The following is a 12323-nucleotide window of genomic DNA, read 5'->3' on the forward strand; positions in this document are numbered from 1 at the left end:
AACGAGACCGATTGACCTAATTGTCAGCCGTGCGCGCGTTGTTTTGTTTTTCGCGAACGAGCGCTGCCTTGCGAGACCGATCGGCGAGATCACGCCACGTGCGTTCGGCACGCAGATTTCGCTCTCGTACATTGTCGAGGGTCGCCTCTTGCGCCGCCTGCGCAGCTTCAGTTGCCCTCGCATCGTAGAACTCGAATGTCGCGGCCATGCTGCGCCCTTTACTGTTGGTTGGAATAAGACCTGAAGGTGCAACTCCCGCCCTCTTTGTTGACAGAGGACGGGAGGAGCGAATTGGTCGATTAGTCAGCAGCCGAAAGGTTTACAGCGCTTTCCTTGCCGTTGCGGCCGGTTTCAACTTCGTAGTTGAGGCGTTGCTCTTTATCGAGCGTTTGCATGCCTGCGGCTTGCACGGCGCTAATGTGGACGAAGCTGTCGTTCGAGCCATCGTCAGGCTGGATGAAGCCATAGCCTTTGTCGGTGTTGAAGAATTTAACTGTTCCGGTCATGCTCATAATGGTTCCTTTCAAGAACGCATAAGGTTTGCCGCAAGGCGACATGCCCTGCGGTCGTGCATCAAATCGTGAATTGAAAGGAAGTCGTAGTCAGGTTTACGCCGGGGCCAATAATGGCAAGCGGCGGTCGTCTAAAAATCGAAGTCCGTCGCAAATTTCGACGTCAGCAAAAGCGTACTAGCAGGTCGCAGCCAATACGCCTAATGAATAATGGTTCTGGCGGGGCCCACGCCCACGATACGGCGATCCGCAGGGCCGCTTATTCGCGATACACCCCGGCCCCATAGGCGCACGGCGCCCGATCGCAGCGGATCATCTTTACCCGAAAGAGCGCTACCCCATTTCTCTCCGGCGCAAGCTCAACAATCGGAATGGCGTCTTCCTGAGTGTCGCGGGCCATTTCGAGGCCGTTCTCGTTTTGAACGATGAGGTCGATGTCTTTGCATGGCTCATCGCACAGGCCGATTGCGATGTAGCGTTCGCCGGCTTTAAGCGTGTATCGCAGTGTACCTTCCTCGCGCTCCTCGAGCGAGCCGCCGCTAAAGGCTTGTGAGCTTGCGTAGCCGCGCCCCCGCGCGATTGCTCTTGCCTCGCGGGCCAGGTCCTTCACGATCCCGGCGGAAGTCCCCGGCGCCGTAGTGGTCGCGCAGCCCGATAGGCCGACACCCGCCGCCACAAGGGCAAACGCCCCTAAGACACTAAAATGCTTCAAGTTTTTCAGTCCCCAAGCGTCGCAATGACGCGGGTTGAGACTACCACCCTCCCCCCCGAACGCAAGCGGGCCCGCCATGAGGCAATCGCATGACGGGCCCGTCTTGAATGTCAGTGCCGACTGGAACTTAGTCGACTACGGTCACCAGATGCGGGATCTTAGCGATCGCGCCGCGCACTTCAGGGGTGTCCTGACGCTCGACGACTTTGTGCATCTTGTTGAGGCCAAGACCGATCAGGATCTTGCGTTGGCTCTCTGGGCGACGGATCGGCGAACCGATCTGTTTAATTTTGATGGTAGCCATTGTCGGTTACTCCGCAATTGCAGCGGCATCGACTGCCGCTTCAGCTTCGCTGGCACCGCCACGACCCAGAAGGTCGGCAACTTTCTTACCGCGACGCTGAGCCACTGACTTCGGCGAAGTCTGGTCGCTGAGCGCTGCAAAAGTTGCGCGGATCATGTTGTAAGGGTTCGAAGTGCCCACAGACTTGGTGACAACGTCAGCAACGCCCAGGCTCTCAAACACAGCACGCATCGGACCACCAGCGATGATACCGGTACCCGGAGGCGCTGTACGAACGGTGACCTTGCCAGCGCCGAAACGACCATTGCCGTCATGGTGCAGCGTGCGGCCTTCTTTCAAAGGAACGCGGATCATCTTCTTGCGAGCAGCGGCAGTTGCCTTCGTGATCGCCTCTGGAACCTCGCGCGCTTTGCCATGACCAAAGCCAACGCGGCCCTGACCATCGCCAACCACGACGAGAGCTGCAAAGCCAAAGCGCTTACCACCTTTAACCGTCTTCGAGACACGGTTGATGTGGACGAGCTTCTCGATGATGCCATCATCTTCTTCTTCGCGCTTGTTGTCACGGCCACGGCCACGGCCGCGACCACGGCCACCGCCGTCACGGTTGTTACCACCGCGACCACGACCACCCCGATCATTCCCACGACCACGCTGCTCTTCAGCAGGCGCTTCGGTCTTGGGCTCTTCGGTTGGCTGAGCGGAAGGCTCTTGCGCCGCCGACTGGTCTTCAGCCGCCTGTGAAGGCGTTTCAGCTACAGCTGGCGTTTCGGTTGCAGCTGTTTCGGTCGCTGCTTCTTCTGGTTTCTTATCGTCAGCCATCTTTAGAACTCCAGCCCGCCTTCACGAGCGGCATCGGCCAGCGCCTTAACGCGGCCATGGAACAGGAACCCGCCGCGATCAAACACGACAGTGGTCACGCCAGCTTTCTTAGCGGCCGCTGCGATGTCCTTACCCACTTGGGTAGCGGCATCGACATTGGCGCCAGAAGCCTTCGCACCGAGCGTCGAGGCAGCTGCAACGGTCTTACCCGCGGCATCGTCGATGACTTGTGCGTAGATGTGGCGGCCCGTGCGATGAACGCTGAGGCGTGGTTTGCCCCCGGCGCGCGCTTTCAAAGCGGTGCGCACACGGCGACGGCGACGTTCAAAGAGAGATAGTTTTGCCATCTTACTTCTTCTTCCCTTCCTTGCGGAAGATATACTCGCCGCGATACTTGATACCTTTACCCTTGTAAGGTTCAGGCTTGCGCCACTTGCGGATTTCGGCGGCAAACTGGCCAACGGCCTGCTTGTCGATGCCGGAAACCTCAACAGTGGTCTGATCGGGCGTGTTAACGGTGAGGCCCTCAGGCACTACGAGATCGACGTCGTGGCTGAAACCAAGCTCAAGCTTCAGGGTCTTGCCCTGAGCCTTTGCACGGTAACCAACACCGGAGATTTCCAAGGTCTTGGAGAAACCTTCGGTGACGCCTTCTACCAGGTTCGAGACCAGCGTGCGCTGCATGCCCCAGAAAGAGCGTGCCTGCTTGCTGTCGTTCGCCGGGTTTACAGCGATCTCGTCGCCTTCAACCTTGTAGCTGATAAGGTCGGACAGACCCATCGAAAGAGTGCCCTTGGGACCCTTTACGGTGAGAGTGCCGTTATCGATCGTGGCAGTTACCCCTGAAGGGATAGCCACTGCCCTTTTACCAATGCGGCTCATCAGAAGACCTCCGCAAGCACTTCGCCGCCGACCTTGTTTTCGCGTGCTTCGTTGTCCGAAAGGACGCCGCGCGGGGTCGAGACGATGGTGATGCCAAGGCCGTTGCGCACAGTCGGAAGTTCCTGAGAACCCGAATAGACGCGGCGACCTGGCTTGGATACGCGAGCGACATGCTTGATCGCAGGCTCGCCTTCGAAATACTTCAGCTCGATGCGAAGCTGCGGGTGCTTGCCCGAAGCATCGTCGGAATAGCCACGGATGTAGCCTTCGCGAGTGAGAACTTCGAGAACGTTTGCACGCAGCTTGGAAGCTGGAGAGACAACGCTGTCCATCTTCGCACGCTGGCCGTTGCGGATGCGGGTGAGCATATCACCCAGTGGATCGGTCATAGCCATCTGTTAGCTCCTCACCAGCTCGACTTGGTCAGACCAGGGATCATGCCCCGGTTGCCGAGATTGCGCAGCTCGATACGGTTGATGCCGAACTTGCGATAATAGCCGCGTGGGCGGCCGGTGGTGGCGCAGCGATTGCGCACGCGGGTTGGGTTCGCATTGCGAGGAAGCTCAGCCATCTTGAGGCGGGCCATCAGGCGCTCGCTCTCGTCAAGGCTCTCGTCATTCGCGATTGCCTTCAGCTTTTCATACTTCGCTGCGTACTTCTTCACGAGAGCCTTACGCTTCTCGTTCTTATTGATCGAACTCAGTTTCGCCATTGGACTTAAGCTCTCTTCCTATTGAATTGCTGTCATGGAAGAGGCGGGCCTGTTAGGCCGCCTCTTTCTGATCGCCTGCCTCACCCTCGAAGGGGAAGCCGAACAAACGCAGGAGCTCGCGAGCTTCTTCGTCGGTCTTGGCGGTGGTGGTCACGATAATGTCCATACCCCGGACCTTGTCGATCTTGTCGTAGCTGATCTCTGGGAAGATGATCTGCTCTTTGATGCCCATGGCGTAGTTGCCACGGCCGTCGAACGAGTTGGGGTTGAGACCACGAAAATCTCGAATACGAGGCATCGCGATGGTCACGAGACGGTCGAGAAATTCGTACATGCGTGCACGGCGAAGGTTTACCTTACAACCGATTGGCATGCCATCGCGCAGCTTGAACTGAGCGATCGATTTCTTCGCCTTGGTGATGACCGGCTTTTGACCGGCAATCAGAGCCATCTCTTCAGCAGCCGTCTGGATCTTTTTCTTATCCTGGCTTGCTTCGCCCACGCCCATGTTGAGCGTGATTTTCTCGATTTGCGGGACCTGAAGACGGTTGGTGTAACCAAACTTCTCGGTCATCGCCTTGACGATCTCGTCCTCATACTTGGACTTCAAACGCGGAGTGTAATCAGCCATCGATAGCCTCCCCACTCTTTACAGCAACACGCACCTTCTTGCCGTCCTTCTCTTCGAAGCGGACGCGGGTGGGCTTGCCATCCTTCGGATCAGCCACAGCAACCTTCGAAATGTCCATCGGAGCGGGGAAACGCTCGATGCCACCTTGCGGGTTGATCTGGCTCGGCTTGCGGTGACGGGTCGCAACGTTCACGCCTTCAACGATGACCTTGCCATCCTTCGGCATGACTTGCTGGACAGTGCCCTTGCGGCCCTTGTCCTTGCCCGACAGTACGACGACTTCGTCGCCCTTCTTGATCTTAGCAGCACCCATCTTAGAGCACCTCCGGAGCAAGCGAGATAATTTTCATAAAGCCCGCGCCGCGAAGCTCGCGAACAACTGGGCCAAAGATACGAGTGCCGATAGGTTCGTTCGACTTGTTCACAAGCACAGCAGAGTTGCTGTCAAAGCGAATTACGCTTCCGTCCTTGCGACGAACGTCCTTCTTCGTGCGCACGATGACGGCGCGGTGTACGTCGCCTTTTTTCACCTTTGCGCGTGGCTGAGCCTCTTTCACAGAGACCACGATCACGTCGCCAACGGAGGCAAAACGGCGCTTAGACCCGCCCAGCACTTTAATGCACTGGACGCGCTTGGCGCCGCTGTTGTCCGCGACGTCGAGATTGGATTGCATCTGGATCATGGATCCGGTTCCTTCTCTTGGCTTACTGGGACACCCGACAGTGACCGGGGCTCAGCAGTTCCATCGTCAAAATGCCTTTCCCGAAAGAAAGGCGCGTCAATTAGTTACCAGCTGCCTCGACATCGAGATCAGCTTCGACCGCCTGAACACCGCCAGCCACAACACGGTCTTTCACAATCCATGTCTTGGTTTTGGAGATCGGCTTTGTCTCTTCGATGCGAACAACATCACCAATGGTGTACTCATTGGTTTCGTCATGCGCGTGATACTTCTTCGAGCGGCGGATGATTTTCCCATAAAGAGGGTGTTTCACCTTACGCTCGACCAGAACGGTCACGGTTTTATCGGTTTTGTCAGAGCTGACAGTACCGGTAAGAATACGCTTTGGCATTGTCTTGCTCCTTTACACCTTCGTGGCCGCGGCACGCTCGTTCTGGAGCGTTTTGATCTGAGCGATCGTGCGGCGCACTTCTTTGATGCGTGACGGCTTCTCAAGCTGGTTGGTCGCAGCCTGGAAACGCAGGTTATACTGCTCGCGCTTAAGCTCGGTCAGGTCAGCAGAAAGCTGATCGTCAGTCTTTGCGCGCAGATCTTCAGTAGAAGCCATGGTTATTCACCTCCCAAGTGTGAGGTGTCGCCAAAACGGGCAACAACCTTGGTTTTGATCGGCAGCTTCATTGCGGCACGCTCAAATGCGAGCGCAGCAACGGGGCCCGGGACGCCATCAAGTTCAAACATGATGCGGCCTGGCTTCACGCGGGCTGCCCAGTATTCAACCGAGCCTTTACCCTTACCCTGACGGACTTCAGCAGGTTTCTTAGAAACCGGCACGTCTGGGAATACGCGGATCCAGAGCCGACCCTGACGCTTCATCGCACGGGTGATCGCACGGCGAGCCGCCTCGATCTGACGCGCGGTGATACGCTCTGGTTCCAGGGCCTTGAGGCCGTAAGAACCGAAGTTCAGCGTGGTGCCGCCCTTGGCGTTGCCATGGATCTTACCCTTGAACGCCTTGCGGTATTTGGTTTTCTTTGGTTGCAGCATTTTCTCTTACCTTATCTGCAATCAGCGAGCAGGACGCACGCCGGAAGTCTGAGCTTCCATCATGAGACGATCCTGCGCGGTTGGATCATGACCAAGGATTTCACCCTTGAAGACCCAAACCTTGATGCCGATGATGCCGTAAGCGGTGAGCGCTTCGGTTTCAGCGTAATCGATGTTCGCGCGCAGCGTGTGAAGTGGAACCCGGCCTTCGCGATATTGCTCGACACGGGCGATCTCGGCACCGCCAAGACGGCCGCCACATACGATCTTGATGCCTTCAGCACCCAGACGCATAGCAGATTGCATAGCGCGTTTCATCGCACGGCGGAATGCCACACGGCGAATAAGCTGGTCGGCGATGCCTTGAGCTACGAGCTTGGCGTCGATTTCCGGCTTGCGGATCTCGACAATGTTCAGCTTTACTTCGCTCTTGGTCATGCTCGACAGCTTGGTGCGCAGCTTTTCGATGTCTGCACCCTTCTTGCCGATGATGACACCTGGACGAGCCGCATAGATCGATACACGGCAAAGTTTCGCCGGACGCTCGATAACAACCTTGGAGATCGCAGCCTGTGGCAGGTTCTCAAGGATGTATTTGCGGATCTGGATGTCCTCTTTGAGAAGACCCGCATAGTCACGCCCTTCAGCGTACCAGCGGCTATCCCAAGTGCGGTTGATCTGAAGACGCAGACCGATCGGATTACTCTTCTGACCCATGGTTTATGCCTCTTCTGCTTCACGAACAACAATGCGCAGCTTGCTGAATGGCTTCAGGATGCGCGTCGACTTGCCACGACCGCGCGTATGGAAGCGCTTCATCGTGATCGACTTGCCAACCGATGCTTCAGCAACGACGAGCGCGTCGACGTCGAGATCGTGGTTGTTTTCCGCGTTGGCAATCGCAGATGCGAGAACCTTGCTGGCGTCTTTTGCCATCGCCTTCTTGGAGAACGCGAGGATGTTGAGAGCTTCTTCAGCTTTCTTACCGCGGATCAGCTCGGCAACGAGGTTCAGCTTCTGAGCGGAGCCGCGAATTTGCGCACCCACTGCCAGAGCCTCGTTGTCAGCAACGCGGCGGGGAGACTTTGCCTTACCCATTATCGCTTGCCCTTCTTGTCAGCCGCGTGGCCGGGGAAGTTGCGCGTAGGAGCGAACTCACCAAGCTTGTGGCCAACCATTTCTTCCGAAACAGCTACGGGGATGAATTTCTGACCGTTGTAAACGTTGAACGTCAGGCCAACGAATTGCGGCAGAATAGTCGAGCGGCGTGACCAGGTTTTGATCGGCTTTGCATTGCCGGCATCCTGTGCCTCTTCGGCCTTCTTGAGAAGGCTGAGCTCGACAAACGGACCTTTCCAGACGGAACGTGCCATCGTCTCTTACCTCTTCTTCTTAGCGTGACGCGAACGGATGATCATCTTGTCCGTCTGCTTGTTCTTACGAGTGCGAGCACCCTTGGTCGGCTTGCCCCATGGCGTCACTGGGTGACGACCACCAGAGGTGCGGCCTTCACCACCACCGTGGGGGTGATCAACCGGGTTCTTTGCAACACCACGAGTGAGAGGGCGACGGCCCTTCCAACGGGTACGACCGGCTTTGCCGAAGTTCTGGTTCTGGTTGTCAGGGTTAGAAACCGCACCAACCGTGCCCATGCAATCGCTGCGCAGGTAACGTTGTTCGCCCGAGTTCAAGCGAACGATCACCATGCCGCGGTCACGGCCAACAATCTGCACATAAGCGCCAGCAGAACGGGCGATCTGACCGCCCTTGCCCGGCTTCATCTCGACATTGTGGCAGATCGTGCCGACCGGCATCTGACCCAGAAGCATGGCGTTGCCAGGCTTTGTGTCGACCTTCTCGCCAGCGATCACACTGTCACCGACAGCAAGACGCTGAGGCGCGATAATGTAGGCAAGCGTGCCGTCTTCGTACTTCAGAAGCGCGATGAAAGCGGTGCGGTTAGGATCGTATTCAATACGCTCCACGGTTGCGGCCATATCCCACTTGCGACGCTTGAAGTCGATGATGCGATACTTCTGCTTGTGACCACCAGCGATACCGCGCGAAGTCACATGGCCCTTGTTGTTGCGGCCACCGGTCTTGCGCTTACCTTCGCTGAGCGACTTGACCGGGCCACCTTTGTGGAGGCCAGTTTTGTCGACCAGAATAAGGCCACGGCGTGCCGGGCTTGTCGGGTTGTAATTCTTAAGTGCCATTAGCCGACCTGCTCAGTGATATCGATCATTTCGCCTTCGGCGAGACGCACCACTGCTTTCTTGAAATCGGAACGCTTGTAGGGCTTGCCCCTCCAGCGCTTGGTTTTGCCTTTAACAAGGATGGTGTTCACTGAGACGACTTTCGTCGAATAGATCGCTTCCACCGCTTCCTTGATCTGCGGCTTGGTCGCATCATTCGCCACCTTGAACACAACACCGTTCGATTCCGACGCCATGGTCGATTTCTCGGTGATGTGAGGGGCGAGGATCACGTCATAGTGCCGCGCGTCGACTGCTTCTTTCTTAGCCATTGAAGCGCGCCTCCAGCTTTTCGACCGCGTCCTTGGTGAGGACCAGCGTGTCGTGGTTGAGAATGTCGTAGACGTTCGCGCCAGCAGCCGGGAGGACGTTGACGCCCTTCAGGTTGTTCGCTGCCTGCTTGAAGCCAGCGTCCACAGACTCGCCGTCGATCACGAGGACCTTGCCGGCAAAGCCGTGCTTGTCGAAGTGAGCTTTGAGGGCCTGCGTCTTGGCATCCTTCAGCGCGAGGCTGTCGACAACCACGAGACCGTCTTTGGCTTTGGTCGAAAGTGCCATCTTCAGACCCATCGCGCGAACTTTCTTGTTCAGCGACTGGTTGAAGTCACGCTTGCGCGCACCGTGGGCCTTACCACCACCGATAAAGATCGGAGCGCCGCGATCGCCGTGACGAGCGGTACCACCACCTTTTTGGTTGCCGTACTTCTTGCCTGTGCGAGCAACATCCGAACGCTCACGCGTTGGACGTGCCGTCCCGCGGCGATTTTCGAGCTGCCAAGTGACAACCCGGTGCAGGATATCAGCGCGAGGCTCTACACCGAACACATCATCATTGAGTTCGATATCGCCCGAGGCTTTCCCGTCGATTTTCTGGACCTTCACCTTCATGGCTTAGCCCTCCTTATTTTCGTCAGCTGCAGGAGCATCAGCGGCGGGCGCTTCAGCTTCTGGTGCAGGTGCGGCATCTTGCGTTGCTGGACCAGCGGCCTCAACAACAGCGCCCGGGAACGGGAGATCATCGGAATGCTTGAGCTTCACAGCGTCGCGAACGAGCAGCCAGCCATTCTTCGAACCAGGGACAGAGCCCTTAACGAAGAGCAAACCGCGATCCGCATCGGTGCGAACAATCTCGAGGTTCTGCTGAGTGCGCTGACGGTCACCCATGTGACCAGCCATCTTCTTGCCCTTGAACACGCGGCCCGGATCCTGACGGTTACCCGTCGAACCGTGCGAACGGTGAGAGATCGAAACACCGTGGGTTGCGCGAAGACCGCCGAAACCCCAGCGCTTCATCGCACCTGCAAAACCCTTACCTTGGGTGTGCCCGGTGATGTCAACCTTCTGACCATCCACAAAGTGCTCTGCACTGATGAGCGAGCCGACAGGCACAAGGCCGTCTTCGCCATCCACGCGGAATTCAGCCATACGAGCCTTGAGGCCCACGCCCGCTTTCGCGAAGTGCTCGCGTTGCGGTTTGTTTACGTTCTTTTGTTTTGCTTCGCCTGCACCCAGTTGAACAGCGAAGTAGCCGTCCGTGTCCTGTGTGCGGTGGGAAACGACCTGGCAATCTTCCAGCGAGAGAACGGTCACAGGCACGTGCCGTCCATCCTCCTGGAAGAGGCGGGTCATCCCAACCTTTTTCGCGATCACGCCAGTGCGCATCGTCAATACTCCTTACAGAGGCACCCTTGAGACCATCCCAAAGGTGCGTGCCAACCCAAATTTTGAAACTGAGCCCCGTCTGGGCTGATGCCGCCCCTCTCCGGTTGGAGTGGTTTGGCGAGACGGAGGACTCAGCCCGGAAAGATCCGGCGGTATCCATATGTCTTGCCGAAGTTTCCTTCGGCGGGGCCAATGGCAGGCCCAAATTCCCGGTCAGTTTAACGCCCGGCCGACGGGCGGAGGCAAACGCGCTTAGGCGAGTTTGATCTCGACGTTCACGCCAGCAGCAAGGTCGAGCTTCATCAGCGCATCGACGGTCTGGGCGTTCGGCTGCACGATGTCGAGCAGACGCTTGTAAGTGCGAACTTCGAACTGCTCACGCGACTTTTTGTCGATGTGCGGACCGCGGTTCACGGTAAATTTCTCAATGCGCGTTGGCATAGGAATGGGGCCACGAATAAGAGCACCCGTGCGACGTGCTGTATCTGCAATCTCACCAGTTGCCTGATCGAGAACGCGGTGGTCGAATGCCTTAAGGCGAATACGGATATTCTGTGCTTCCATTACCTACTACCAATGCGAAAGAGCCAGAGAACAAAGTTTCGGGGAACCTCGCCCTACAAAAAGTAAAAGGCCCGCCCTGCCCCTTCCCATCAAAAATGACGGATCCGGAATGGGAGGCCCCATGAATTTCGTTTCAACGGCAACGGAATCGCCGCTGGAGTTGGCGCGCGTATATCGAGGCTGTTGGATTCTGGCAACCCAGAAATTCCCTCAGATCGTCGCAATGCCGAAAAGCCGCACCTCCAATCGGAAACTCCCAAGGGAAATAAGGCTTACATAATAAGAAGCCCGGCGCACTTTCGTGAGCCGGGCCCCATTATCTCGTTCAGACCCCGAAAGGCCTTAAGCCGAATTAGGCGGTGATTTTCGCCACAACGCCCGAACCAACGGTACGGCCGCCTTCACGGATCGCGAAGCGCAGACCTTCGTCCATAGCGATCGGAGCGATCAGCTTGACGTTGATGGTCACGTTGTCACCAGGCATAACCATCTCGGTGCCCTCTGGGAGGATCACTTCGCCGGTTACGTCGGTCGTACGGAAGTAGAACTGCGGACGGTAGTTCGCGAAGAATGGCGTGTGACGGCCACCCTCGTCCTTCGAAAGGACGTAAACTTCTGCAGAGAACTCGGTGTGCGGAGTAACCGAACCCGGCTTCGCAAGAACCTGACCACGCTCGATTTCGTCACGAGCGACGCCACGTACCAGGGCACCGATGTTGTCACCAGCTTCACCGCGGTCAAGCAGCTTACGGAACATTTCAACGCCGGTAACAGTCGTTTTCGCGGTGTCTTTGATCCCAACGATTTCAACTTCGTCGCCAACGTTCACAACGCCGGTTTCGACGCGGCCGGTAACAACCGTACCACGGCCAGAGATCGAGAACACGTCTTCGATTGGCATGAGGAAGTCTTGGTCAACCGGACGCTCAGGCTGTGGGATGTAGCTGTCAACAGCTTCCATCAGAGCCTTAACGGAGTTTTCGCCGATTTCTGCGTCACGACCTTCGAGAGCAGCAAGAGCCGAACCCTTGACGATTGGAATATCGTCGCCGTCAAAGCCGTACTCGCTGAGGAGTTCACGAACTTCGAGTTCAACCAGCTCGAGAATTTCTTCGTCGTCGACCTGGTCAACCTTGTTCATGTAAACAACGAGAGCAGGCACACCAACCTGACGTGCGAGCAGGATGTGCTCACGCGTTTGTGGCATTGGACCGTCAGCTGCGTTCACAACGAGGATCGCGCCGTCCATTTGTGCCGCGCCGGTGATCATGTTCTTAACATAGTCAGCGTGACCTGGGCAGTCGACGTGTGCGTAGTGACGTGCATCAGTTTCGTACTCAACGTGTGCAGTTGAGATGGTGATGCCGCGCTCACGCTCTTCAGGAGCTTTGTCGATGTTTGCGAAATCGACAGCAGAACCCATAACTTTGGTGATAGCCGCTGTCAGCGTCGTCTTACCGTGGTCAACGTGACCGATGGTGCCGATGTTGCAGTGCGGCTTATTACGCTCAAACTTTTCCTTCGCCATTTCTCTAATAAC

General features: G+C 57.0%; 24 protein-coding genes. All 24 read right to left on the reverse strand.

The features are described 5' to 3' along the window. Positions 1 to 16 precede the first annotated feature (16 nt). Entirely contained in the window at positions 17 to 208 is a 192-nt protein-coding gene (locus MWU38_RS01470; RefSeq protein WP_247270066.1) for a hypothetical protein, read from the reverse strand. Positions 209 to 299: 91 nt separating this feature from the next. Continuing rightward, entirely contained in the window at positions 300 to 512 is a 213-nt protein-coding gene (locus MWU38_RS01475) for a cold-shock protein (RefSeq protein ID WP_247270067.1), read from the reverse strand. Between the two features lie 259 nt (positions 513 to 771). Next, positions 772 to 1224 carry a hypothetical protein gene (locus tag MWU38_RS01480; RefSeq protein WP_247270068.1) on the reverse strand — a complete coding sequence of 151 codons (453 nt, stop codon included), beginning with the start codon at positions 1222 to 1224 and terminating at the stop codon, positions 772 to 774. A gap of 127 nt (positions 1225 to 1351) precedes the next feature. Continuing rightward, the gene (rpmD, locus tag MWU38_RS01485; protein WP_223071230.1) at positions 1352 to 1528 is read right to left on the reverse strand and encodes a 50S ribosomal protein L30; all 177 of its coding nucleotides are present in this window, start codon (positions 1526 to 1528) and stop codon (positions 1352 to 1354) included. 6 nt (positions 1529 to 1534) lie between these two features. Further along, positions 1535 to 2350: a 30S ribosomal protein S5 gene (rpsE, locus tag MWU38_RS01490; protein ID WP_247270069.1), complete on the reverse strand. Its 816-nt coding sequence runs from the start codon at positions 2348 to 2350 to the stop codon at positions 1535 to 1537. 2 nt (positions 2351 to 2352) lie between these two features. After that, entirely contained in the window at positions 2353 to 2697 is a 345-nt protein-coding gene (gene rplR, locus MWU38_RS01495; protein ID WP_247270070.1) for a 50S ribosomal protein L18, read from the reverse strand. Position 2698: 1 nt separating this feature from the next. Further along, on the reverse strand, positions 2699 to 3232 hold the full coding sequence (gene rplF / locus MWU38_RS01500) for a 50S ribosomal protein L6 (RefSeq protein WP_247270071.1): 534 nt from the start codon (positions 3230 to 3232) through the stop codon (positions 2699 to 2701). Then, positions 3232 to 3627: a 30S ribosomal protein S8 gene (rpsH, locus tag MWU38_RS01505; RefSeq protein WP_247270072.1), complete on the reverse strand. Its 396-nt coding sequence runs from the start codon at positions 3625 to 3627 to the stop codon at positions 3232 to 3234. The genes rplF and rpsH overlap by 1 nt, the downstream gene beginning before the upstream one ends. A gap of 11 nt (positions 3628 to 3638) precedes the next feature. Next, positions 3639 to 3944: a 30S ribosomal protein S14 gene (rpsN, locus tag MWU38_RS01510; protein ID WP_223071234.1), complete on the reverse strand. Its 306-nt coding sequence runs from the start codon at positions 3942 to 3944 to the stop codon at positions 3639 to 3641. Positions 3945 to 3996: 52 nt separating this feature from the next. Next, positions 3997 to 4575 carry a 50S ribosomal protein L5 gene (gene rplE, locus MWU38_RS01515; protein ID WP_247270073.1) on the reverse strand — a complete coding sequence of 193 codons (579 nt, stop codon included), beginning with the start codon at positions 4573 to 4575 and terminating at the stop codon, positions 3997 to 3999. Further along, positions 4568 to 4888, reverse strand: coding sequence for a 50S ribosomal protein L24 (gene rplX / locus MWU38_RS01520; RefSeq protein WP_247270074.1), 321 nt, complete (start codon positions 4886 to 4888; stop codon positions 4568 to 4570). The genes rplE and rplX overlap by 8 nt, the downstream gene beginning before the upstream one ends. A gap of 1 nt (position 4889) precedes the next feature. Beyond that, a complete protein-coding gene (rplN, locus tag MWU38_RS01525) occupies positions 4890 to 5258 on the reverse strand; it encodes a 50S ribosomal protein L14 (RefSeq protein ID WP_223071237.1) in 369 nt (122 codons plus the stop codon). 100 nt (positions 5259 to 5358) lie between these two features. After that, positions 5359 to 5649, reverse strand: a complete 291-nt coding sequence (rpsQ, locus tag MWU38_RS01530) for a 30S ribosomal protein S17 (protein WP_247270075.1) — start codon at positions 5647 to 5649, stop codon at positions 5359 to 5361. 12 nt (positions 5650 to 5661) lie between these two features. Next, positions 5662 to 5865, reverse strand: a complete 204-nt coding sequence (gene rpmC, locus MWU38_RS01535) for a 50S ribosomal protein L29 (RefSeq protein WP_247270076.1) — start codon at positions 5863 to 5865, stop codon at positions 5662 to 5664. Between the two features lie 2 nt (positions 5866 to 5867). Beyond that, positions 5868 to 6302 carry a 50S ribosomal protein L16 gene (rplP, locus tag MWU38_RS01540; RefSeq protein WP_247270077.1) on the reverse strand — a complete coding sequence of 145 codons (435 nt, stop codon included), beginning with the start codon at positions 6300 to 6302 and terminating at the stop codon, positions 5868 to 5870. A gap of 21 nt (positions 6303 to 6323) precedes the next feature. Further along, a complete protein-coding gene (gene rpsC / locus MWU38_RS01545) occupies positions 6324 to 7019 on the reverse strand; it encodes a 30S ribosomal protein S3 (protein WP_247270078.1) in 696 nt (231 codons plus the stop codon). A 3-nt stretch (positions 7020 to 7022) separates the two neighbouring features. Next, positions 7023 to 7400, reverse strand: a complete 378-nt coding sequence (gene rplV, locus MWU38_RS01550; protein ID WP_247270079.1) for a 50S ribosomal protein L22 — start codon at positions 7398 to 7400, stop codon at positions 7023 to 7025. Continuing rightward, complete coding sequence (rpsS, locus tag MWU38_RS01555) at positions 7400 to 7675, reverse strand: 30S ribosomal protein S19 (RefSeq protein WP_223071243.1); 276 nt, start codon at positions 7673 to 7675, stop codon at positions 7400 to 7402. The genes rplV and rpsS overlap by 1 nt, the downstream gene beginning before the upstream one ends. Positions 7676 to 7681: 6 nt before the next feature. Next, positions 7682 to 8518, reverse strand: a complete 837-nt coding sequence (rplB, locus tag MWU38_RS01560) for a 50S ribosomal protein L2 (RefSeq protein ID WP_247270080.1) — start codon at positions 8516 to 8518, stop codon at positions 7682 to 7684. Then, entirely contained in the window at positions 8518 to 8829 is a 312-nt protein-coding gene (locus MWU38_RS01565; protein ID WP_247270081.1) for a 50S ribosomal protein L23, read from the reverse strand. The genes rplB and MWU38_RS01565 overlap by 1 nt, the downstream gene beginning before the upstream one ends. Continuing rightward, entirely contained in the window at positions 8822 to 9445 is a 624-nt protein-coding gene (gene rplD, locus MWU38_RS01570) for a 50S ribosomal protein L4 (RefSeq protein ID WP_247270082.1), read from the reverse strand. Before rplD ends, MWU38_RS01565 begins: the two co-directional genes overlap by 8 nt. Before the next feature lie 3 nt (positions 9446 to 9448). Then, positions 9449 to 10219 (reverse strand): 50S ribosomal protein L3, encoded by a 771-nt coding sequence (rplC, locus tag MWU38_RS01575; protein WP_247271215.1) that lies wholly within the window; start codon positions 10217 to 10219, stop codon positions 9449 to 9451. Between the two features lie 252 nt (positions 10220 to 10471). Continuing rightward, positions 10472 to 10783 (reverse strand): 30S ribosomal protein S10, encoded by a 312-nt coding sequence (rpsJ, locus tag MWU38_RS01580; RefSeq protein ID WP_006831877.1) that lies wholly within the window; start codon positions 10781 to 10783, stop codon positions 10472 to 10474. A gap of 352 nt (positions 10784 to 11135) precedes the next feature. After that, on the reverse strand, positions 11136 to 12311 hold the full coding sequence (gene tuf, locus MWU38_RS01585; RefSeq protein WP_247270083.1) for an elongation factor Tu: 1176 nt from the start codon (positions 12309 to 12311) through the stop codon (positions 11136 to 11138). Positions 12312 to 12323 lie beyond the last annotated feature (12 nt).

This window comes from Qipengyuania sp. S6317L1, assembly GCF_023015615.1.
In the GTDB taxonomy this organism is placed as follows: Bacteria; Pseudomonadota; Alphaproteobacteria; order Sphingomonadales; family Sphingomonadaceae; genus Erythrobacter.